Source organism: Mycobacterium sp. 1164985.4, from assembly GCF_001668575.1.
Taxonomy (GTDB): domain Bacteria; phylum Actinomycetota; class Actinomycetes; order Mycobacteriales; family Mycobacteriaceae; genus Mycobacterium.
Window position 1 is genome coordinate 1 of record NZ_LZMD01000043.1, and the last position, 22,309, is coordinate 22,309.

A 22,309-nucleotide genomic window follows, 5' to 3' on the forward strand; every position below is an offset into this window, starting at 1 on the left:
CCCGGAACCCGCCCTGCCGCCGCTGCGCCGACTCATCGAATCGCCACGTCACGACGTCATCGCGGTGTTGACCCGCCACCACCGCTGCTGCCGCCGCCACTGGACGACTGCGATGCGGTGTACGCGCCGATCGACGACGACAATGCCGACTCGAAGCTGTCGAAGTTCGCTCCGCCGGAACTGCCGACGAAGCCCGTCCCGCTGGATGAGGACGAGTGGTACCAATCCGGTTGTGGCGCCGGGGTTCCCATCGCCATCTCGTACTTCTTGGCCCACAGCGCCGCGGCGCCCGCCGCGACCGCGAACGGAACGTAGGCGGAGTAGAGGTCCTTGCGCGCGCCGAAGTCGAACCGCGCCTCGGCCGAATCGGTGGTCAACATGCGGTGGAAACCCCCTGCACGCGACCATAGTTCGCGACCCGCCTCGGTTCGCCGTGTGCCGACGCCGGCGGCCCACGATCCGATCGACAGCAGGAAGAACGCCGCGAACGGCAACGCCCACATCGTGGTCGGGAACAGCCAGCGGAAGACGGCACACAGCATGAGCAGGAACGCGATCGCGTTCGCGGTCCGTAGCCACAGTTCCTTGCTGCGCTTGACGAGCAGCTTGTTGTCGAAGGCCCAATTCTGTACGGCCTTGGTCAGATCGGTTTTGGCCTTGTTGAGCTTCTGCCCCGACTTGACCGTCTTCTTCGCCTCGAACTCGCTGCCAGGATGCAACAGCTTCAACACCGATCCGACGGTCACGCTGACCGGATCGACGTCGGCCCACGCACCGTGTTCGGCGATGCTGCGGATCTTCCAATGGTGGACGCTGACCTGGCGGAGTTCGATCAGACCCCGTTCCGCGAGGTAGAACAGCGTCGCGGTGAGTGCCTGTTTGGGCACCGCCTCGGTGCGGATGTACTCGGTCTGCACCGGGCCCAGCCCCTGGGGCGGCGCGTACTGCAGCGGGAAACCCGGCGACGGTTCGACCGTGGTGCGGTACCACAGCAGGGCCGCCAGACCGGACGCGACAGTCAGCCCCGCGACCCACAGCACTCCGGTCAGCGTCCGTCCCAGCACCCGATCCCACTTGTAGCTCCACGGCAGCTCGACTCGTGGCGGCGTCGGTACGTCCACGCTCGCGCGCACCGTCACGGGCGTCCGCGGCGGCAGGTTGCGCGCCGAGAACGTGACCCTGTGCCCCGTCGTCGTCAGACCCTGACACGGTCTGCCGACGCCGTAGCCGACCGAACACTGCACGGCGGGAACGTCTCCGGGCAGCCGAACCGAGATGTCGGCGCGTTCGATCTTGTTGTTCCAGGCCGGCGCGATCACGTTCCAGAAGAACACCGAACCCGTGTCGGCGGGTTCGCCCGTCGAGCTGGCGAACCGGCGGTCGGCTCCGGTGGTCCCGGGGTCCAGGACGCCGTCGACGGAGTAGCGGATCTCGTACACGTGCTCGCCGTAGCTGAGGTAGCTGCCGGGGTCGCCGATCTTGGCCACCAGGAACCGCTCGTCGCCCTCCCACAGCATCTCGTAGGGCACCGAGTCGCCGTCGAGCAGAATCGATTTGATGTCCGGCACCTGGCGGACGCGAGGGCTGCTGGCGTTGGTCACGTCCCAGTACCGGAAGATCCCGTGCCGGCTGGTCGGGAAATCCGCGGTTATGGTCTCCACGGCGTTCAGGCGGCCCTGCCCGTCGACGACGAAATCCACCTTGTAGTTCGTGATGACGACGGGGTCGTCGGCGGCAGGTGCGTTCGAGTCGCCGGCGGTGAACACCAGGGGCCACAGCACCGCAAACGCCAACACCAGCAACGTGAACACCCACGCGAACAGCCGACGCATGCGGACCTCCTGTTGCGTGCGACCCCGGTTTTCCGGTTCACCCTAAGTGCAACGTGGCGATTTCGACGTGAACTCGCCGGTGATCGTCTTCTCGACGGCCGGGGCGGGGCTCACCACGAGCCGCCCCCGCCCCCCCCGCCACCGAAACCGCCGCCGCCGCTGAAGCCGCCGCCGAAACCGGTACCGCTGAACCCACCACCGCTTGTGCTGCTCGACGACTGGGATGTCGTGTAGGCGCCGATCGACGACGACAACGCCGATTCGAAGCTGTCGAAGCCATCGAAGCCATCGAAGCCCCCGAAACCGGAACCGCCGTAGGTGTAGACGGCGCCAGTGGCGGAGGTGGTGTGATACCAATCCGGTTGCGGTGCAGCCGAACCCGTGTCCGCCTCGTATTTCTTCGCCCACGCCGCCGCGGCGCCCGCGGCCACCGCGTAGGGAACATACGCCGAATACCGGTCGCTACGGGCCCCGAAGTCGAACCGCGCCTCGGCCGAATCGGTGGTGAGCATGCGATGGAAACCGCCCGCGCGCGACCACAGTTCACGGCCCGCCTCGGTCCGGCGGGTTCCCACGCCCGCGGCCCACGACCCCAGCGTCAGCAGGAAGAACGCCCCGAAGGGCAATGCCCACATCGTGGTGGGGAACCCCCAACGGAACACGCCGAACGGGATGAGCAACAACGCGATCACGTTCGCCGCGCGCACCCACAACTCGCTTCGCGCCTTGACCAGCAGCGTGCCGTCGGCCCATTTTTCGACGGCCTTGGTCATGCCGGACTTCGCCCTCGAGAGCTTTTCTCCGGATCGCGCGGTCTCGTTCGCTTCGAACTCTTCGCCCGGGCTCGTCACCCTCAGCGCCGACCCGACGGCGACGCTGACCGGATCGACGTCGCGCCAGGCCACGCGCTCGGCCTGACCGCGAATACGCCAGTGTCCGTTGGTCATCTGCCGCAACTCGACCAATCCGCGTTCGGCGAGATGGAACAGCGTGGCGGTGAGGGCCCGTTTGGGCACCGCCTCGGTGCGGATGTACTCGGTCTGAACCGGGCCGAGACCCTCTGGCGGTGCGTACTGCAACGGGAACCCGGGCGGTCGTTCGACGGTGCTGCGATACCACGCCAGACCCGCCAAGCCGGCCGCCGCGGTGAACGCCGCGATCCACCACACACTCGATAGTGACTGCCCGAGGACGCCATCCCATCTGGGTGTCCACGGGACCGTGGCGCGCGGGGGGGTCGGCACGTCGACGCCCGCAAGAATCGTCACCGGAGTCCGCGGGGCCAGATGCCTGGCCGACAGTCGCACCTTGGTGCCGTCGATCGTCAGGTTCTCGCACGGTGCCCCCACGCCGTAGCCGACCGAACACTGCACGCGGGGGACCCCACCGGGGAAGGCGACCGAGATGTCGGCGTTGTTGATCGTGTTGTTCCACGCAGGGGCGATCACGTTCCAGTAGAAGACCGAATCGGCAGGGGCGCCGGCGGTATTCGGATCGAGGACGCCGTCGATGGAGTACCGGATCTCAAAGACCTGTTTGCCGCCGCTCAGCGTGCGGTCGGGGTCGCCGATCCTGGCGACGCGGAAGCGCCGACCGTCCTCCCAAAGCATCTGATAGGGAACGCTTTTCCCGTTCAGGGAGATCGATTCGATCTCGGGTATCTGGCGCACATGGGTGTCGTTGCGGTTGGTGACGTCCCAATAGCGGAAGATTCCGTGCCTGTCGCCGGGAAACGACGCGGTGATGGTCTCGACGGCCTCAAGCCGGCCGTCGGCGTCGATGACGAAATCCGCGTGGAAGTGGGTGATGACGACCGGATCGGCGGCGGGGGCGGCATCGAAGTCGCCGCCGGTGAGTGTCACCGGCCACAACACCCCAAAGGCCAACGCCAGCAGGCTGATAACCAACACGAGCCGCCGACGCACGTGAACCTCCTGTCGCCAGGTCGGTGTCCGGGTCACCCGATGTGCAGCGGGTCGATCTGGACGCGGACCGGCTGTTGGTCGTGACGGGCGCTGAGCACGGCGGTGGCCCGGCGCAGGGCCGAGGATAGGGCCAGGCCCGTATCGCGCGGAACCCGGAGCAGCATCCGGATCACCGCCGCGTCCGGCGGCAGGCCCGGTGGACGGCGAGCGCCGACCGGCAGTTCCACCGGTCCGAGTTGTTCGGCGAGATCGGGGAGGTCGGCGCTGTCGAGCAGCGCGTGCACCGCCTCGGGTATCCCGTCGATCGCGGCCATGTGCACGGCGGGCGGAAGGCCGACTTCGGCGCGGGCGTTCACCTCGGCGTCCGCGTGCCCGACGGGGTCCCAGCGGATCAGCGCCTGCACGGTGGGGATCGCGGATTCGGCGACGGCAGCGATCACCCCGCCCTCGCCGCGGCTGCGCACCAGGGCGCCAGCGGCCATCCAGCGGCGCAGGGTGTCCTCGGCTGCCCGCAGGTCCTGGCGGCCGAGCAGTGCCCAGCTGTCCAGCAGCAGCGCGGCCCCGTAACCGCCCGCGGCCACCGGTTCGGCGCCGGGCGTCGCCACCACGACCGCGGCGCGCTGCGGCACCTCGGTGACCATCGCGTCGCCGCCGGACGTGATGACCGTCGTACCCGGGAAGGCGCGGCCTAGCTCCTCGGCGGTGCGCCGGGCGCCGACGACGACCGCCCGCACCGCGTCCGAGCCGCAGCGGGCGCAACGCAGCGACGCGTGCGCGCGGCCGCACCACCGGCACACCGCGCCCGCGGCGTCGCGGTCGGGCAGCGACAGAGGGCCGGTGCAGTGCCGGCATCGGGCGATGGTCCGGCAGCGCGCACACGCGAGGGCGGGCACGTAGCCGCGCCGGGGCACCTGCACCAGCACGGGGGCGCCGGACTCCAGCGCCTTGCGCGCGGCCTGCAGCGCCATGGACGGAAGCCGGGCCGTCCGTGCGGCCGGGTCGCGCTCCTGTTCGAAACCGCTGTCCTCGAGGGCGACGACGCGCGGCGAGGCCACCCGCACCGCGGGCCGCAGCGCCACCAGATCGTGTGCCCAGCCGCTGCGCACCAGCGCCTGCGCCTCGGCGGTCCTGGCGTAGCCGCCGATCAGCGCCGCGCAGCGGAGTTGGTGCGCGCGCAGCATGGCCACCTCACGCGCATGTGGATACGGCGCGCGCGGTTCGGCGAGCGTGTCGTCGCCGTCGTCCCACACCATCACCAGACCCAAGTCGGCGACCGGGGCGAACACCGCGCTGCGGGTGCCGATCACCAGCCGGGCGCTGCCGCGCAGCACCGACAGCCAGCGCCGATACCGTTGTGCGGGGCCCAGTCCGGCCGACAACGCCACCACCAGGCCCTCGTGCAGCAGTCCGAGCGCCGCGGCGTGCACGGCGTCGATATCCCGTTGATCCGGCACGATCACCAGCGCGCCCCGGCCCGCGTTGACCATCACCGCCGCGGCTTCGGCCAGCCGATCGGCCCATGCCTCTCCGGGCAGCGCCTGCCACACCGCGCGGGCGGCGCGTCCGCCGGTCAGCGCCGCGAGGAATTGCTCCCCGCGGCCGTAGGAGTTCCAGGCCGCGGTGTCGACCGGGCGGCGCTCGGCTTGCGTCGGCTGCGGCGGGTCCTGCTTCTCGACGCGCGCGTGGCGCGGCGGGACGGCCAGCCGCAGGACGTCGGCGCGGGTGCCGGCGTAGCGGGCCGCCACGGCGTCGGCCAGCCGGCGAATGTCTGGCGTCAGCACCGGTTCCGGTGACACCACGCGATCCAGCCAGCCGAGCTTGCCGACGTGGTCGGTGTCGGACCGCCGTTCCAGGACGAACGCATCGACCAGCCGTCCGTGAAACCGCACCCGCACACGGACGCCGGGCTGGGCGTCGTCGGACTGCTCGGCCGACACCAGGTAGTCGAATTCGCGGTCCAGGTGCGGCACCGTCAGCATGGGCAGTACCCGCGCGACCGGTTCGTGCTCGGCGGGCTGTCGGGTGGCGCCCGGGCGGGCCGGGCCGTCGGGTGCCGTCACGCAGACGTGATAGCAGACGACACCGACGCCCTGCCGAAGAAGAACCCGGCGGTGATGAGCATCAGCGAGGCCGCGTACACCCACCAGATCGGCACTGCGAGGGCCTCGGAACCTAGTACGAACTTGCCGATCCCGATCATCGCGTCCGACACCGCGAAGCACACCGCGCCCAACGCCGTCCACGGTGTGGGCAGCCGCGCCATCAGCGCCGCACACACCATCGCGCCGAGCACGGTGATGTACAGCGTGACCGGGAGGGCCATGCCCTCGGCGACGAGTCGCGACCAGAACCACACCAGCAGCGCCAGGCAGGCCGCGACCGTGAGCGCGGCCGCGGCCAGGCGCGGCGCCGAGCGGGTTACCAGCGGCCACAGCGCGGCCAGGAAGCACAGGTGCGCGAAGAGGAAGGCGCCCAGCCCCAGCACGAACGACGGCTCCCACCACGGCAGCGCCAGCAGGAAATCGCCCGCGGCTGAAAACAGCAGCGCGGCCACCAGCCAGCGTCGTTCGCGAGTGACCGGATGCGTCAGCGCGGCCACGGCCAACAACACCGCCGCGGCGGCCTTGACCGCGGGCTGCAAGGTGAACTGACCGGTGAGCTCGGCACCGGCGGAAACACGTACCGCGGTGACGATCAGAAACACTCCGTAGCAGGCAGCGACGACGGCAGCGGCCACCCACAGAATCCTGGTGCGCGCGTGAACGTACGGTGTCTCCATGTCTGTCGCTGAAGAGAAGCCGGCTGTCGACGCCATTCTGCTGAAGGTACTGGAGGCGGTCCCGTTTCAGTTGACAACCGACGGCGGTCCGCAGGCGGCGCGGGAGCGCTTCAACGCGCTGCCCCGCATCGAGATCCTGCCCGAGATGCGCGCCGAGGACCGCGCGGTCGACGGGCCCGGCGGCCCGATCCCGGTGCGGGTGTACCGGCCGCCGACCGAAACCGAGGCGCCGCCCCCGGTCGTGCTGTTCTTCCACGGCGGGGGCTGGTCGGTCGGTGATCTCGACAGCTACGACGGGACGGCCCGACGGCACGCGGCCGACGCCGATGCCGTGGTGGTCTCGGTCGACTACCGGCTCGCGCCCGAGCACCCCTACCCCGCCGCCGTCGACGACGTGTGGGCGGTGACGCAGTGGGTGGCCGAACACGCCGACGAGTTGCGGGTCGACGCGTCGCGGCTCGCGGTGGCCGGTGATTCGGCGGGCGGCAACCTCGCCGCGGTGGTGGCGCAGCTGGCGCGCGAAAGCGGGCCCGCGATCCGCTTTCAGCTGCTGTGGTATCCGGCGACGACGTGGGATACCTCGTTGCCGTCGTTCGCGGAGAACGCCGACGCGCCGATCCTGAATCTCGCTGCGATAGGCGGGATTTCGCGGTGGTACATCGGCGACATGGACCTGTCAGACATGCCTGCGACGCTGGCGCCCGCGCGCGCGAAGGATCTGCGCGGCCTGCCGCCGGCCTACATCGCCGTCGCGGGACATGATCCGTTGCGCGACGACGGCACCCGGTACGCCGAGTTGCTGTTTGCCGCGGGCGTTCCCGTCGAAGTGCACAACGCCGAGACGCTCGTCCACGGCTACCTCGGTTTTGCGGGCGTGGTGCCCGCAGCGACCGAGGCCGCCGAACGGGGATTGCGGGCGCTGCGCACCGCCTTACACGCCGTGTGAACACAACGACAGCCGCGCTCACGACCCGGCCGCGACAGACCACTACGTGGTCGACTTCGTGATCGTCACCGTCGGCGAGGACGGCAAACTGCTCGCCAACTGGGTCGAGCGCAGTGCTTGGGAGTTGTCGCGACGGCTGACCGATGGGGGTACCGTGAGCGGGACGTGAGCAGCGCGGGAGGCCCTATGACAGTGCCCGATCACGACACCCTCATCGTCGGCGCCGGCTTCTCCGGTATCGGCGCCGGGATCAACCTCGACAAGGCAGGACTCGGTGACTACCTGATCGTCGAGGCCGGCGAGGGTCCCGGCGGCACCTGGTACTGGAACACGTATCCCGGTATCGCCGTTGACATTCCGTCGTTCTCATATCAGTTCTCCTTCGAGCAGAGTCCGGAGTGGACCCGCACGTACGCGCCGGGACACGAGTTGCGCGCGTACGCCGAGCACTGCGTCGACAAGTACGGGCTGCGTCCCAAGATCCGCTTCAACACCAAGGTTCTCGGCGCCGTGTTCGACGACGACCACAGCATGTGGCGGGTCGAACTCGACTCCGGCGAGGTCGTCACCGCGCGGTTTTTGATCAACGCGTGCGGCGTGCTGATCACGCCGAAACTGCCCGATATCGACGGGGTGGACTCGTTCGCCGGGGTCACGATGCACACCGCGCGTTGGGACCACGAGCAGGACCTGACCGGTAAGCGGGTCGCGGTCATCGGCACCGGAGCGTCGGCGGTGCAGGTGATCCCCGAGATCGCGCCGATCGTCAAGCAACTCACCGTTTTTCAGCGCACGCCGATCTGGTGTTTTCCGAAGTTCGACGTGCCGCTGTCCCCGACGGCGCGGCGGATGATGCGGCTGCCCGGCGGCCACGTCGTGCAACGGCTGCTCAGCCAGGCCTATGTCGAGCTGACGTTCACGCTGCCCGCGCAGTACTTCACCATCAATCCGATGGCCAAGAACATGTCCAAGGTCGGCGAGGCGTATCTGCGCAAGGAGGTCGACGACCCGGAGGTCCGCGACAAGCTCACGCCGCGCTATGCGGTCGGATGTAAGCGGCCCGGCTTCCACAACACCTACCTGTCGACGTACAACCGCGACAACGTCGAGTTGGTCACCGAGCCGATCGACAAGATCACCGGCTCGGGTGTGGCGACCGCCGACGGTATGACCCGCGACGTCGACGTGCTGATCCTGGCCACCGGGTTCAAGGTGATGGACGCCGACGACATGCCGACCTATCCGGTCACCGGCTCGGGCGGTCGGTCGTGGAGCCAACACTGGCAGGAGAACCGACTGCAGGCCTACGAAGGCGTGAGCGTGCCGGGCTTCCCGAACTTCTTCACGGTGTTCGGCCCGTACGGCTACGTCGGCTCGTCGTACTTCGCGCTGATCGAGACCCAGACCCACCACATCGTGCGCTGCCTCAAGCACGCCCGGCGCAAGAACGCGCGCCGCGTGGAGGTGACGCAGGAGGCCAACGACCGCTACTTCGCGGAGATGATGCGCAAGCGTCATCGCCAGATCTTCTGGCAGGAAAGCTGCCAGCTGGCCAACAGCTACTACTTCGACAAGAACGGCGATGCGCCGCTGCGCCCTACCACCACACTCGAGGCCCTGTACCGCAGCCGCCGCTTCCCGCTGCGGGACTACGCGTTCAGCTCCTGAGCGGGATCTCTTCTCCTCGCGGACAGACGCAAAACTGCCCGATTTCGCGTGGAAATGGGCAGTTTCACGTCTGCTCGGCGTTAGCTCGTCAGACGGAGGCCTTGAGCTCCTCGACCTTGTTCAGCTGCTCCCACGGCAGTTCGACGTCGGTGCGACCGAAGTGGCCGTACGCGGCGGTCTGCGCGTAGATCGGGCGCAGCAGGTCGAGATCGCGAACGATCGCGCCGGGGCGCAGGTCGAAGACCGACGTGATGGCCTTCTCGATGCGGGCCGGGTCGACGGTCTCGCTGCCGAACGTCTCGACGAACAGGCCGACCGGAGCGGCCTTGCCGATCGCGTAGGCCACCTGGACCTCGACGCGCTCGGCCAGACCCGCTGCGACGACGTTCTTCGCCACCCAGCGCATCGCGTACGCCGCCGAGCGGTCCACCTTGGACGGATCCTTGCCCGAGAAGGCGCCGCCGCCGTGACGGGCCCAGCCGCCGTAGGTGTCGACGATGATCTTGCGGCCGGTCAGGCCGGCGTCCCCCATCGGGCCGCCGAGCACGAACTTGCCGGTCGGGTTCACCAGCAGTCGGAAGTCCGAGGTGTCCATCGAGTCGTGTCCCAGATCGGCCAGCACGGTGTTGACGACCTTCTCGCGGATATCCGGGGTCAGCGTGCCCTCGAGGTCGATGCCCGCCGCGTGCTGCGTCGAGAGGACGACGGTGTCAAGGCGCACGGGCGTCGTGCCGTCGTACTGCACCGTGACCTGGGTCTTGCCGTCGGGCCGCAGGTAGTCCAGCACGCCGCTCTTGCGGACCTCGGTCAGCCGCCGCGACAACCGGTGCGCGAGCGCGATCGGCAGTGGCATCAGCTCGGGCGTGTCCTTGATTGCGTAGCCGAACATCAGGCCCTGGTCGCCAGCGCCCTGCAGGTCGAGCGGGTCGCCCGCCCCGCCGACGCGGGTCTCGTGCGCGGTGTCGACGCCTTGGGCGATATCCGGCGACTGCCGGCCGATGCCGATGTTGACGCCGCAGGTCTCGCCGTCGAAGCCCTTCTCCGAGGAGTCATAGCCGATCTCCAGGATGCGCTCGCGCACCGTGTTCGTGATGTCGGCGAAGGCCTCCTTGGCCGTGGTCGTCACCTCACCGACGACGTGCACCTGGCCCGTCGTCACCAGCGTCTCCACCGCGACCCGCGACTTGGGATCGCCCGCGAGCAATGCGTCGAGCACCGAGTCGCTGATCGCGTCGCAGATCTTGTCGGGGTGGCCCTCGGTTACCGACTCGCTGGTGAACAGCCGAGCTTCACTCACGGTGTGATCCTTCCCGCTCAAGTCAACTTGAGTTAGTTAGTTCATCAAATTATAGAAGTGCCCTGTTGCACCCAAGCCTGTGCGTTCGTCGCGCGCAAGCATTTCACGCAGCCAGATGCGTGATTCGTGCTACCCGCCGCCGCTCTGCAGGAAGGCCACGATCGCGTCCACGATACGGCTGGCCATCAGGGTTTTCGAGCCGTGCTCCAAGGCGGACTCCGTGCCGTCGGCCGCGAGCAGCCAGCCGTCGTTGTTGTCCACTTCGAACGCCCGATTCTCACCCACCGCATTGACCACGAGCAAATCGCAACCCTTGCGCTGCAGCTTCGCACGTGCGTGGTGAAGCACATCGCCGTTGGCGTCGCCGGTCTCCGCAGCGAATCCCACGATCGCCCGCATGTTGGGCAACTGTCCGTCGGCTCGGCCCCGCACGGCGCCCGCCAGGACGTCCTCGGTGCGGGTCAATTCGATGACCGGCGCGGCGGCGTCCGGATCGGCGGACTTCTTGATCTTGCTGGTCTGCATCTGGGTGGGCCGGAAGTCGGCGACCGCGGCCGCCATCACCAGCACATGCGCGTCCGGGGCGTGCTTGGACACGGCGTCCTTGAGTTGGGCGGCCGATCCGATGTGCACGACTTCGACACCGGCCGGGTCGATGAGTCCCGTGGTGTTGCCCGCGATCAACGTGACGTCGGCCCCGCGCTGGGCCATCACCCGGGCCATCGCATACCCCTGCTTGCCGGAGCTGCGGTTGCCGATGAACCGCACCGGGTCGATCGGCTCGCGCGTCCCCCCCGCCGAGACCAGCACCTTGACGCCCGCGAGGTCGTAGGGCAGCGCATCGGGCCGCGTCAGCAGCAGCTGGGCCAGCGTGGTGATCTCTTCGGCTTCGGGCAGGCGGCCCGCACCGCTGTCGGAACCGGTCAACCTGCCCGAGGCCGGTTCGAGAACGACGGCACCGCGACGGCGCAGCGTCGCGACATTCTCCACCGTCGCCGGATGAAACCACATCTCGGTGTGCATCGCCGGGGCGAACAGGACCGGACATCGCGCGGTCAGCAGCGTCGCGGTCAAGAGGTCGTCCGCGCGGCCGGCGACCGCACGCGCCAGGAGATCGGCGGTGGCGGGCGCGACGACGACGAGATCGGCTTCCTGACCGAAGCGCACGTGCGGCACCTCGTGCACGTCGTCCCAGACACCCGTGTGCACGGGATGACCCGATAGGGCTTCGAAGGTGGCGGTGCCGACGAACCGGAGTGCGGATTCGGTGGGTACGACGCGGACATCGTGGCCTGCCTCGGTGAGCTGTCTGACCACGGTGGCCGCCTTGTAGGCGGCGATACCACCGGCGACGCCGACGATGATCCGCTTGGGCTCCATGGCGGCCGCTCCCCTATGCCTCGCGGTGTTGCTACTCGCCTTCGGTGTGCTCGAGCAGGTCCGCGTGAATCTCACGCAGCGCGATCGACAGCGGCTTCTCCTGCAGGCCCGGCTCAACCAGCGGGCCGACGTACTCGAGGATGCCGTCGCCGAGCTGGTTGTAGTAGTCGTTGATCTGGCGTGCGCGCTTGGCGGCATAGATCACCAGCGCATACTTGCTCGACGCGCGATCCAGCAACTCGTCGATGGGCGGGTTGGTGATGCCCAACGGCGTGTCGTAGGCGCTGACGGCCGACGTGTCGAGGTCGTCCACAGCTGCCAGCTGCGTGTCGGCGTGCGGGGTGCTCACGTAAAAAATCTCCTGGCGGTTTTGACTGGATGCGAGATAGCTGTCAGGCCGTCCGGCGCCGAGGCCGGCGCGTACTTATCAGCGGTCCACCAGCAAGGATACCAATTCGGCGCAGGCAGACTCCAATTGACTGTTCACGACGACGGTGTCGAAGTCGTCCTGCGCTGCGAGTTCGGCCCGGGCGGTGGCCAACCGGCGCTCGATTGCCTCGGGAGTCTCGGTGCCGCGCCCGGTCAGCCGGTTCTGGAGCTCTTCCCAGCTCGGCGGGGCGAGGAACACCGACAGAACCTCGGGCATCGCCTTCTTGACGGCCCGCGCGCCCGCCAGGTCCACCTCGATCAGGACGGGCCTGCCTGCGGCGATCGCCTCGCGCACGGGCCGGGCGGGGGTTCCTGAGCGGTGTAGACCACCGTGGATCTCCGCCCATTCGAGCAGGGCGCCGTCGGCGATCAGCTGATTGAATTCATCCGGGGTGACAAAGGAGTAGTCAACGCCGTCGACCTCACCGGGGCGAGGAGCCCTGGTGGTGACTGAGACGCTGAAGTGCAGGTCGGGAACGCGTTCGCGCAGACAGCGGACGACGGTCGACTTCCCGACGGCTGAGGGGCCGGACAGCACGACTACCCGGCCGGCCCCTCGGCCGGCGCTCAACTTCTGCGCCTAGGACTGGTCGAACTTTTCCAGCAGCGCCTTGCGCTGACGATCGCCGAGACCACGCAGACGGCGGGTCGGGGCGATCTCGAGTTCGGTCATGATCTCCTGCGCCTTGACCTTGCCGACCTTGGGCAACGCCTCGAGAAGCGCCGAAACCTTCATCTTGCCCAAGACCTCGTCGGTCTCGGCATCCTTGAGCACCTGCTTAAGGTTGGTGCCGCCGCGCTTGAGCCGGTCCTTCAGTTCGGCTCGGGCTCGACGTGCGGCGGCAGCCTTCTCCAACGCGGCCGCGCGCTGTTCGTCGGTCAACTGGGGAAGGGCCACGGGTTCCTCCGTCTCATCACCATCAATTTTCACTGCCTCGGCTGATAGGGAAAACCCAGAAACAGCCAGCGACGACGACCGTACCCACGCAGGCTGACGAAAGCGAACCCCACCCCCTGGTTACGGCGTCAAAAGCCCAGCGTGTCGGGCCGTCGTCCGCCGGGCGTGTCAGCCACGTCCGACGGCCCGGAACGACGAAATCTCCCATTCCCCGGCCGGAACCGCCTGCATATCAAGGCAATTCGGCTCGCATCGGGGCGCTTTTCGACCGTTCAGCGCGTGACCTGCGCCACACTCAGGCGGCCCGGCGGCGCCTCCAAAGAAAATTTTCGCTGGTCATCCGCTTTCGGGCGTGTCGCGAACTGGCCGTTTGTGACATATGTGACAGCTGAGACAGACGTTGCATTTGTTGCTTCGCCGACGGCCGTCGTCACGCCAAGTAGGCCACGGCGTCGCGCATCGCCTCGGCCGCGGAGCGCAGGGCACCCACGTCCGGGCCGGCCCGCAGCACCTCCCGGGACACCGCGGGCAACAACTGGCCGGATTGGGCCCCTCCGAGCCCGCCCAGCGCCTCGGGGCGCCCGCCCTGGGCACCGACGCCCGGAACCAGCACCGGTCCCCCGAGCGCGCTGACATCGGGCGGGTCGGCCAGGGTCGCGCCGACCACCACGCCGATCGGACCCGGTCGGCCCTGTGCCGACCGGTTGACCTGCGCGGCGGCGTCGACGATCGACTGCGCGACGGTGCGGCCGCCGGTGTCGGCGCGCTGCACGGATGCGCCCTCCGGATTCGACGTGGCCGCGAGCACGAACACCCCGCGGCCGTTGACGACCGCCGTCTCGATCAGCGGCTGCAGCGAGCCGAAGCCCAGGTACGGCGACGCCGTCACCGCGTCGGCCGCAAGCGGCGAATCACCGGCCCACGCGTCGGCGTAGGCGGCCATCGTCGACCCGATGTCACCCCGTTTGGCGTCGGCGAGCACCAACACTCCCGCGTCGCGAAGCGCGGCGAAGGTGCGTTCGAGCACCGCGAACCCGGCGGCGCCGTACGCCTCGAAGAAGGCCACCTGCGGTTTGACGATCGCGAAGTCGGCGAACGCCGTCACGCACGCGGCGCAGAACCGGCGCAGTCCGTCGGCATCGGTGGTAAGTCCCCACGCCCGCATCAAGTCCGGGTGCGGATCGATGCCCAGACACAGCGGTCCACGCCGGGCCACCGCGTCGGCCAACCGCGGACCGAAACCGGTCACGGTCCCAGCACGCTGTGCAGTTCCTGCAGCGACATCACGCCGATGTCGCCGCGGATGCCGGCCTCGATGCCCTGTACCGCCGCCGACGCTCCCTGCACCGTGGTCACACACGGGATGCTGTTCGCCACCGCCGCGGAGCGGATCTCGTAGCCGTCGACACGAGGACCGGAGTTGCCGTACGGGGTGTTGATCACCATGTCCACCTCCCCCGCCTTGATGAGGTCGACGGCCGACGACGCAGGCCTGCCCTCGCTCGGCTCCTCGAAGTGCTTGCGGACCTCTTCACATGGAATGCCGTTGCGCCGCAACATCTCCGCGGTGCCCGCGGTGGCCAGCACCCGGAACCCGAGATCCGCGAGCCGCTTGACGGGGAACACCAGCGAACGCTTGTCGCGATTGGCCACCGACACGAACACCGTGCCCTCGACGGGCAGCGATCCGTAGGCGGCGGTCTGGCTCTTGGCGAAGGCGCTGCCGAAGTCGTGGTCGATTCCCATCACCTCGCCCGTCGACTTCATCTCCGGGCCCAGCAGTGAATCGATCTGCGTGCCATCGTGTTTGCGGAATCGGTTGAACGGCAGGACCGCTTCCTTGACCGCCACGGGAGCGTTGCGTGCGGTGGCCGCGCCGTCCCCGCTGCGTGCCAGCACCCCCTCCTCGCGCAGCTGGGCGATCGTCGCACCGAGCATGATCCGCGCACATGCCTTGGCCAGCGGCACCGCGGTGGCCTTGGAGACGAACGGCACGGTCCGGCTTGCACGGGGGTTGGCCTCCAGGACGTAGAGCACATCGTCCTTCAGCGCGTACTGCACGTTGAGCAGGCCCACCACGCCGATACCGTGGGCGATCGCTTCAGTGGCGCGCCGCACGGCCTCGATGTCGCTGCGGCCCAGCGTCACCGGAGGCAGTGCGCACGCCGAGTCGCCGGAGTGAATGCCGGCCTCTTCGATGTGCTCCATGATGCCGCCGATGTACACCTCGGATCCGTCGCACAGCGCGTCGACGTCGATCTCGATGGCGTCCTCGAGGAACCGGTCCACCAGCACCGGATGTTCGGGCGAGAGTTCGGTGGCCCTGGTGATGTAGCCCTGCAACGTCTCGTCGTCGTAGACGATCTCCATGCCGCGACCGCCGAGCACGTAGGACGGCCGCACCAGCACGGGATAACCGATGTCGGCGGCGATGCGCCGCGCCTGGTCGAAGCTGGTGGCCAGGCCGAACTTCGGCGCGGGCAAGCCCGCGTTGGTCAGCACCTCCCCGAAAGCACCGCGATCCTCGGCGAGGTCAATCGCCTTGGGGCTGGTCCCGACGATCGGCACGCCGGCGTTCTGCAGGCGTTCGGCCAGCCCGAGCGGTGTCTGCCCGCCGAGCTGCACGATGACACCAACCACGCCGGGACCGCCTGCGCCGGAAGCGGATTCGGCGTAGTAAACCTCGAGCACGTCCTCGAACGTGAGCGGTTCGAAGTAGAGCCGGTCGGCGGTGTCGTAGTCCGTGGACACGGTCTCGGGGTTGCAGTTGACCATGACCGTCTCAAAACCGGCCTGGCTCAGCGTCGTCGCGGCGTGCACGCAGCTGTAGTCGAACTCGATGCCCTGCCCGATGCGGTTGGGGCCCGAGCCGAGGATCAGCACCTTTGGACGCTCGGTCTGCGGCGCGACCTCCGTCTCCGCCGCGGGGTCGAGCTCGTAGCTGCTGTAGTGGTACGGCGTCTTGGCCTCGAATTCGGCCGCGCAGGTATCGACCGTCTTGAACACCGGGTGGATACCCAGCCGCTGACGCAGTGCCCGCACCCCGACCTCGCCGGCGAGTTCGGGTCGCAGCGCGGCGATCTGGCGGTCGGACAGCCCGTGGTACTTGGCGCGGCGCAACAGCCCGGCGTCGAGCACGGGCGCGTCGACGATCTCGGCGCGCAACCCGACGAGCCCGGCGATCTGCTCGACGAACCAGGGGTCGACGCCGGAGGCCTTCGCGACCTGCTCGACGGATGCGCCCTTGCGCAGCGCGAGTTCCAGGTCATAGACGCGTCCGTCCGACGGTGTCCCCAGTCGGGCCAGCAGTTCGTCGACGGTGACCGTGTCCTCGTCGGGGTCGGACTTGGTCCAGAACCCGGCGCGGCCGGTCTCCAGCGAACGCATCACCTTGCCGAGCGCTTCGATGAAGTTGCGGCCCAGCGACATCGCCTCGCCGACCGACTTCATCGTGGTGGTCAGCGTGCCGTCGGCGCCGGGGAACTTCTCGAACGCGAAGCGGGGCGCCTTGACCACGACGTAGTCGAGCGTCGGCTCGAAACAGGCCGGCGTCTCCTTGGTGATGTCGTTGACGATCTCGTCGAGCGTGTAGCCGATCGCGAGCTTCGCGGCGATCTTGGCGATCGGGAAACCGGTTGCCTTGGAAGCCAATGCACTCGAGCGCGACACCCGCGGGTTCATCTCGATGACGATCAGCCGGCCGTCGGCGGGGTTCACTGCGAACTGGATGTTGCAGCCTCCGGTGTCGACGCCGACCTCGCGCAGGATCGCGATGCCCAGATCGCGCATGGTCTGGTACTCGCGGTCGGTGAGCGTCATGGCCGGGGCGACGGTGACCGAGTCGCCGGTGTGCACACCCATCGGGTCGAAGTTCTCGATCGAGCAGACGACGACCACATTGTCGCGGCCGTCGCGCATCAGCTCGAGTTCGTATTCCTTCCAGCCGAAGATCGACTCCTCGATGAGCACGTTCGCGCTCGGGGAGGCCGCGAGCCCGTCGCCGGCCATCCGGTCGACGTCCTCGGCGGAGTACGCCATGCCCGAGCCGAGCCCGCCCATCGTGAACGACGGGCGCACCACCACCGGCAGGCCGAGGTCCTCGACCGTCTCGCGGACCTCGTCCATCGTGAAACAGACTCGCGAGCGTGCGGATTCACCGCCGACCTTGGCGACGATGTCCTTGAACCGCTGCCGGTCCTCGCCGCGCTGGATGGCCTCGAAGTCCGCGCCGATCAGTTCTACGCCGTGCTTGGCCAGCGCCCCCGACTCCGACAGGGCGACCGCGGTGTTGAGCGCCGTCTGCCCGCCGAGTGTGGCGAGCAGGCCGTCGATCTTGTTGCCGCGTTCGGCCTGCTGCACGATCACCCGTTCGACGAACTCCGGTGTGATGGGCTCGACGTAGGTGTGGTCGGCGTATTCGGGGTCGGTCATGATCGTCGCGGGGTTGGAGTTGATCAGGCTGACCTGCAGCCCCTCGGCGCGCAACACCCGGCACGCCTGGGTCCCCGAGTAGTCGAACTCCGCGGCCTGCCCGATCACGATCGGCCCGGAGCCGATCACCAGGATGTGGTTGAGGTCGCTGCGCTTAGGCATCGGCGCCCCTGTCCCGCGAAACTGCGCGCAAATCGAGCCTCACTTGCTCTCCCCCGCCATCAGGTCGATGAACTGATCGAACAGATAGTTCGCGTCGTGCGGGCCCGCCGCCGCCTCCGGGTGGTACTGCACCGAAAACGCCAGTCCGCTGACGAGTTTGATGCCTTCGACCACACCGTCGTTGGCGCACGTGTGGCTGACGACCGCCTCGCCGAACGGGGTGTCGAAGCGCTCCCCCGCCTCGCCCTCGAGGGCGAATCCGTGGTTCTGCGCGGTGATCGCGACGCTGCCGGTCTGGTGGTCGATCACCGGAACGTTGATGCCGCGGTGGCCGAACACCATCTTGTACGTCGAGCGCCCGAGTGCCCTTCCCAGGATCTGGTTGCCGAAGCAGATGCCGAACAGCGGAATTCCCGCGCCGAGCACCTCCTGGGTGACGGCGACAATGTGGTCGGCGGTGGCGGGATCGCCGGGGCCGTTGGACAGGAACACCCCGTCCGGCTTGAGATCGGCGATCTGCTCGAAGCTCGCCGACGCGGGCAGCACATGGCTGCGGATGCCGCGCTTCGCGAAGTTACGCGGGGTGTTCGTCTTGATGCCGAGGTCGATCGCGGCCACCGTGAACCGTTGCTGCCCTTCGGTTTCCACCACGTAGACCGCATCGGTGCTGACCTCGCCCGCGAGATTGGCGCCGAGCATGCTGGGCTGATTGCGCACCCGCTCGAGCAGTTCGTCGAGATCGGCGAGCGCCGGACCGGAGAACAGCCCCGCCTTCATCGACCCGCGGCTGCGCAGATGGCGCACCACCGCGCGGGTGTCGATGCCCGCGATACCGACGATGCCCTGGCGTTCGAGTTCCTCGTCCAGCGTGGACGTGGCCCGCCAGTTCGAGGCCCGCGGCGAGGGGTCACGCACCGCGTATCCGGCGACCCAGATCTTGTCGCCGCGGCTCTCTGCGTCCTCGCGGTTCCATCCGGTGTTGCCGATCTGCGGCGCCGTCGCGATCACGATCTGCCCGTGGTAGCTCGGATCGGTCAGCGTCTCCTGGTAACCCGACATTCCGGTGGAGAACACCGCTTCGCCGAGCGACTGACCGATCGCACCGAACGTCGTGCCGGTGAAGACCCGGCCGTCCTCGAGCACCAGAAGTGCCTTGTCGGTTCCCGTCACGCCGCCTCCTGCTCCACCCAGTGCGAGTACTCGCGACGGTCGTTGGCGCGGAACCCCGTGTCGATCTCGGTGCCCGACGGTAGCCGCCACCGGATCGCGAGAATGCCTTCGTGCGTCATCGCCTTGCCGGTGATCCCACGCTCGGTGCGGATCTGGGTGATCGACTCGTCGGGGATCCAGATCGGCAAGGCGCCACTGCGCTGCAACATGATTCCTTCGGGGTAGCGAGTCAGCACGGCCTTGGTGCGGAAACCGAGGTCGCCGACCACGATGCGGTTGTTCCAGTCGGGAGCCAGCGTGCTGCCGACGTACAACCCCTTGGTGGGCGGCACGATGGCCGGCCCGACGATGTCGGGAAGCGGCGGCAGCGTGCCGATGATCTCGGCCTGGCGCTCCGCGCGGCGGCGCCATCCGCGGATCATCGCCTGGATCAGAACCGCGATCAGCACGGCCACGACGGCGGCCATGATCAACGAACCGACGAGCGTGCCGGTGTTCACGCGGGGCACTTCCCATCCCGCGCGGTGACCTCGCCGCGCAACAGCGTCAGCGTCACCGCCGCCGGCAGTTCGAGCGCCTCATAGGGCGTGTTGGCCGAGCGGCTGGCCAGCGCGGAACCTTCCACGGTCCACGTCGCGTCGGGGTCGACCACGGTCAGGTTGGCGGGCTCGCCGACCTCCAGCGGGCGGCCCTGATCGGGCAGACCGACGATCTCGGCGGGCCGCTCGCTCATCACCCGCGCGACGTCGCGCCACGTCAGCAACCCCGGGCGCACCATCGTCTCGGCCACCACCGACAGCGCGGTCTGCAGTCCGAGCATGCCGGGACGTGCGACGGAGAACTCGCAGCACTTCTCGTGCTCGGCGTGCGGTGCGTGATCGGTGGCCACACAATCGATGATCCCGTCCGCCAGCGCCTGCCGCAGTGCCCGAGCGTCCGAGGTCTCCCGCAGCGGCGGGTTCACCCGGTAGCGCCCGTCGTACGTGGCCAGCCGTTCGTCGTCGAGCAGCAGATGGTGCGGGGTCACCTCGGCCGTGATCGAGATGCCCTGTGACTTCGCCCACCGCACGATCTCGACGGTGCCCGCGGTCGACGCATGGCAAACGTGCACCCGCGCCCCGGCGTCTCGGGCCAGCAGCGCATCGCGCGCGACGATCGACTCCTCGGCCGCCCGCGGCCACCCGGCCAGCCCGAGCCTCGCCGCATTGGGACCCTCGTGGGCCACCGCGCCGACGGTGAGCCGTGGCTCTTCGGCGTGCTGGGCGATCAGCACGCCGAGGCCCGTCGCGTATTCCAGCGCGCGGCGCATGATCAACGGATCGTGCACACAGATGCCGTCGTCGGAGAACATCCGCACCTGGGCGGCGCCGCCGGCCATCATGCCCATCTCGGTGAGCTGCGCACCCGCCAGGCCGACGGTCACCGCGCCGACGGGATGCACGTCGACCAGGCCGACCTGCTGCCCTCGCTGCCAGACGTGGTCGGTCACGACGGGGCTGTCGGCGACGGGGTTGGTGTTGGCCATCGCGAACACCGCGGTGTACCCACCCAAAGCCGCTGCCGCCGAGCCGGTTTCGATGTCCTCGGCGTACTCGCGGCCCGGTTCGCGCAGATGGGTGTGCAGGTCGACGAATCCCGGCAGCAGCACCTGGCCGGTGGCGTCGACAACGTCGGCATCGTCGGGAATCCGAAGATCGGCACCGATCTCGGCGATCTGCCCGTCGCTCGTCAGCACATCGACGGGATCGCCCTCGCCGTACAGACGGACCCCTCGTATCAACACGCTCATACGCTGATCGCCTCTTTCTCGGCACCCACCAGCAGATGGAAGAGCACCGCCATCCGGATGTGCACGCCGTTCGAGACCTGTTGCAGCACCGCCGATTGCGACGAGTCGGCGACCGAGAACGCGATCTCCATACCGCGGACCATCGGCCCCGGATGCAGCACCACCGCGTTGCCCGACAGCAGCGCCTGGCGCTTCTCGGACAGGCCGTAGAGCACCGAGTACTCCCTGGCCGACGGGAAGAAGCCGCCGTTCATGCGCTCGGCCTGCACCCGCAGCATCAGCACCGCGTCGGCCAGCGGCAGTTCGGCGTCGAGGTCGTGCGACACCGTGACCGGCCAGTCGGCGACCCCGACGGGCAGCAGCGTCGGCGGCGCCACCAACACCACCTCCGCGCCCAGGGTGTGCAGCAACAGCACGTTCGAGCGGGCCACCCGACTGTGCAGGACGTCACCGACGATGACGACCCGATTGCCCTCGATGTCGCCCAGCCGCTGGCGGATGGTGAGCGCATCCAGCAGCGCCTGGGTGGGGTGCTCGTGGGTGCCGTCGCCGGCGTTGATGACCGCCGGGCCATGTCCGTCCTCGGTGGCCGTCCACTCGGCCAGCTGCTGCGGTGCGCCCGAAGCGGGATGGCGCAGGATCAGCGCGTCGGCGCCCGCGGCGCGCAGCGTCAGCGCTGTGTCGCGCAACGACTCGCCTTTGGACACCGACGATCCCGAGGCGCTGACGTTGATCACGTCGGCGCTCATCCACTTGCCCGCGACCTCGAACGAGACCCGGGTGCGGGTGGAGTTCTCGTAGAACATCGTGATGATCGTGCGCCCGCGCAGCGTGGGGAGTTTCTTGACCTCGCGGCCGAGCAGCGCCTGGCTGAACCGGTCGGCGTTGTCGAGGATCGCCAGCGCGTCGTCGCGCGACAGATCCGCCGCCGAGAGCAGATGTTTCACCTGATGGGACCTCCGTACGGCGCAATGGACACCCCGTCGTGACCATCGTCTTCGGCTAGCCGGACCTTGACGTTCTCGCTGCGGGACGTGGGCACGTTCTTGCCCACGTAGTCAGCGCGCAGCGGCAACTCCCGATGGCCGCGGTCGACAAGCACCGCCAGCTGCACCGCCTTCGGCCGGCCGATGTCGCGCAGGGCGTCCAGCGCCGCGCGGACCGAGCGGCCGGTGTAGAGCACGTCGTCGACGAGGATGACCAGGGACTGGTCGATGCCGCCCTCGGGGATCGACGTCTCCTCCAGGGCGCGGGGCGGCTTGAAGTCCAGGTCGTCGCGGTACAGCGTGTTGTCCAGCGCGCCGTGCGGGACGACGACGCCGGAGAACTCCTTGATCTTCTCCGCGAGCCGGGTGGCCAACGTCACTCCCCGAGTGGGGATCCCGAGCAAGACGACGCGGGGAGCATCGGAACCGTCGAGTGCGGTCTTCTCGATGATCTGATGGGCGATGCGGGAAATGGTTCGGCCGACGTCCGCTGCGGACATCAGCTCCCGGTCGGTGCCCGACGAGCCTGATTGCGCGCCCAAGCGACTCTGACCTCCTTCTCCGCCTCTCTGGACGGCTCTTTAAAGGACGTCGAAACTGCCGGGAAGCTTAGCATC

19 protein-coding genes and 1 pseudogene are annotated in these 22,309 nt (G+C 68.6%); 4 read left to right on the plus strand and 16 right to left on the minus strand.

Annotation, left to right across the window (positions count from 1 at the left end):
• A pseudogene (locus A5650_RS27285) lies at positions 1–76 on the plus strand (hypothetical protein); the annotation flags it as partial.
• Here A5650_RS27285 and A5650_RS05935 read toward each other — a convergent pair.
• From A5650_RS05935 to A5650_RS05950, 4 genes are all read right to left on the minus strand, one after another.
• The gene (locus A5650_RS05935; RefSeq protein WP_067287517.1) at positions 57–1,832 is read right to left on the minus strand and encodes a DUF2207 domain-containing protein; all 1,776 of its coding nucleotides are present in this window, start codon (positions 1,830–1,832) and stop codon (positions 57–59) included. The pseudogene A5650_RS27285 and the gene A5650_RS05935 overlap by 20 nt on opposite strands.
• A gap of 110 nt (positions 1,833–1,942) precedes the next feature.
• Positions 1,943–3,757 carry a DUF2207 domain-containing protein gene (locus A5650_RS05940; RefSeq protein ID WP_067287680.1) on the minus strand — a complete coding sequence of 605 codons (1,815 nt, stop codon included), beginning with the start codon at positions 3,755–3,757 and terminating at the stop codon, positions 1,943–1,945.
• A 32-nt stretch (positions 3,758–3,789) separates the two neighbouring features.
• Positions 3,790–5,736, minus strand: a complete 1,947-nt coding sequence (locus A5650_RS05945) for a primosomal protein N' (protein WP_197501798.1) — start codon at positions 5,734–5,736, stop codon at positions 3,790–3,792.
• A gap of 77 nt (positions 5,737–5,813) precedes the next feature.
• Complete coding sequence (locus tag A5650_RS05950) at positions 5,814–6,536, minus strand: lysoplasmalogenase (RefSeq protein ID WP_067287524.1); 723 nt, start codon at positions 6,534–6,536, stop codon at positions 5,814–5,816.
• Here A5650_RS05950 and A5650_RS05955 point away from each other — a divergent pair.
• From A5650_RS05955 to A5650_RS05960, 3 genes are read left to right on the plus strand one after another with little or no spacing between them, the layout of a single operon-like run.
• Complete coding sequence (locus tag A5650_RS05955; RefSeq protein ID WP_067287527.1) at positions 6,535–7,482, plus strand: alpha/beta hydrolase; 948 nt, start codon at positions 6,535–6,537, stop codon at positions 7,480–7,482. The genes A5650_RS05950 and A5650_RS05955 overlap by 2 nt on opposite strands.
• A 46-nt stretch (positions 7,483–7,528) precedes the next feature.
• Positions 7,529–7,651, plus strand: a complete 123-nt coding sequence (locus A5650_RS27500; protein WP_286150359.1) for a hypothetical protein — start codon at positions 7,529–7,531, stop codon at positions 7,649–7,651.
• A gap of 17 nt (positions 7,652–7,668) precedes the next feature.
• Positions 7,669–9,150 carry a flavin-containing monooxygenase gene (locus tag A5650_RS05960; RefSeq protein ID WP_067287531.1) on the plus strand — a complete coding sequence of 494 codons (1,482 nt, stop codon included), beginning with the start codon at positions 7,669–7,671 and terminating at the stop codon, positions 9,148–9,150.
• A gap of 88 nt (positions 9,151–9,238) precedes the next feature.
• Here the strand turns inward: A5650_RS05960 and metK are convergent, their stop codons facing one another.
• The 12 genes from metK to pyrR form a co-directional block, all read right to left on the minus strand.
• Positions 9,239–10,447 (minus strand): methionine adenosyltransferase, encoded by a 1,209-nt coding sequence (gene metK, locus A5650_RS05965; protein ID WP_067082757.1) that lies wholly within the window; start codon positions 10,445–10,447, stop codon positions 9,239–9,241.
• Positions 10,448–10,576: 129 nt separating this feature from the next.
• Positions 10,577–11,827: a bifunctional phosphopantothenoylcysteine decarboxylase/phosphopantothenate--cysteine ligase CoaBC gene (gene coaBC, locus A5650_RS05970; RefSeq protein ID WP_067287534.1), complete on the minus strand. Its 1,251-nt coding sequence runs from the start codon at positions 11,825–11,827 to the stop codon at positions 10,577–10,579.
• Between the two features lie 31 nt (positions 11,828–11,858).
• Positions 11,859–12,176, minus strand: coding sequence for a DNA-directed RNA polymerase subunit omega (gene rpoZ, locus A5650_RS05975; RefSeq protein ID WP_067287537.1), 318 nt, complete (start codon positions 12,174–12,176; stop codon positions 11,859–11,861).
• A gap of 78 nt (positions 12,177–12,254) precedes the next feature.
• Entirely contained in the window at positions 12,255–12,827 is a 573-nt protein-coding gene (gene gmk, locus A5650_RS05980) for a guanylate kinase (RefSeq protein WP_067287541.1), read from the minus strand.
• 9 nt (positions 12,828–12,836) lie between these two features.
• Positions 12,837–13,154, minus strand: a complete 318-nt coding sequence (gene mihF / locus A5650_RS05985; RefSeq protein ID WP_003889986.1) for an integration host factor, actinobacterial type — start codon at positions 13,152–13,154, stop codon at positions 12,837–12,839.
• Between the two features lie 430 nt (positions 13,155–13,584).
• Entirely contained in the window at positions 13,585–14,403 is an 819-nt protein-coding gene (gene pyrF, locus A5650_RS05990) for an orotidine-5'-phosphate decarboxylase (protein WP_067287545.1), read from the minus strand.
• Positions 14,400–17,747, minus strand: a complete 3,348-nt coding sequence (gene carB, locus A5650_RS05995; RefSeq protein WP_067287548.1) for a carbamoyl-phosphate synthase large subunit — start codon at positions 17,745–17,747, stop codon at positions 14,400–14,402. Before carB ends, pyrF begins: the two co-directional genes overlap by 4 nt.
• A gap of 39 nt (positions 17,748–17,786) precedes the next feature.
• Positions 17,787–18,917 (minus strand): glutamine-hydrolyzing carbamoyl-phosphate synthase small subunit, encoded by a 1,131-nt coding sequence (carA, locus tag A5650_RS06000; protein WP_156744025.1) that lies wholly within the window; start codon positions 18,915–18,917, stop codon positions 17,787–17,789.
• Entirely contained in the window at positions 18,914–19,417 is a 504-nt protein-coding gene (locus tag A5650_RS06005) for a PH-like domain-containing protein (RefSeq protein ID WP_067287684.1), read from the minus strand. Before A5650_RS06005 ends, carA begins: the two co-directional genes overlap by 4 nt.
• A complete protein-coding gene (locus A5650_RS06010) occupies positions 19,414–20,706 on the minus strand; it encodes a dihydroorotase (protein ID WP_067287550.1) in 1,293 nt (430 codons plus the stop codon). The genes A5650_RS06005 and A5650_RS06010 overlap by 4 nt, the downstream gene beginning before the upstream one ends.
• Complete coding sequence (locus A5650_RS06015; protein WP_067287554.1) at positions 20,703–21,653, minus strand: aspartate carbamoyltransferase catalytic subunit; 951 nt, start codon at positions 21,651–21,653, stop codon at positions 20,703–20,705. The genes A5650_RS06010 and A5650_RS06015 overlap by 4 nt, the downstream gene beginning before the upstream one ends.
• Entirely contained in the window at positions 21,650–22,234 is a 585-nt protein-coding gene (gene pyrR, locus A5650_RS06020) for a bifunctional pyr operon transcriptional regulator/uracil phosphoribosyltransferase PyrR (protein ID WP_082950629.1), read from the minus strand. Before pyrR ends, A5650_RS06015 begins: the two co-directional genes overlap by 4 nt.
• Between the last annotated feature and the right edge of the window lie 75 nt (positions 22,235–22,309).

Bases quoted from the DNA above. Each gene is read 5' to 3' on its own strand.
- coaBC (WP_067287534.1), bottom strand. From the start codon at position 11,827: ATGGAGCCCAAGCGGATCATCGTCGGCGTCGCCGGTGGTATCGCCGCC.
- A5650_RS05960 (WP_067287531.1), top strand. From the start codon at position 7,669: ATGACAGTGCCCGATCACGACACCCTCATCGTCGGCGCCGGCTTCTCC.
- carB (WP_067287548.1), bottom strand. From the start codon at position 17,747: ATGCCTAAGCGCAGCGACCTCAACCACATCCTGGTGATCGGCTCCGGG.
- A5650_RS05950 (WP_067287524.1), bottom strand. From the start codon at position 6,536: ATGGAGACACCGTACGTTCACGCGCGCACCAGGATTCTGTGGGTGGCC.
- A5650_RS06010 (WP_067287550.1), bottom strand. From the start codon at position 20,706: ATGAGCGTGTTGATACGAGGGGTCCGTCTGTACGGCGAGGGCGATCCC.
- A5650_RS05935 (WP_067287517.1), bottom strand. From the start codon at position 1,832: ATGCGTCGGCTGTTCGCGTGGGTGTTCACGTTGCTGGTGTTGGCGTTT.
- A5650_RS05945 (WP_197501798.1), bottom strand. From the start codon at position 5,736: ATGCTGACGGTGCCGCACCTGGACCGCGAATTCGACTACCTGGTGTCG.
- A5650_RS05955 (WP_067287527.1), top strand. From the start codon at position 6,535: ATGTCTGTCGCTGAAGAGAAGCCGGCTGTCGACGCCATTCTGCTGAAG.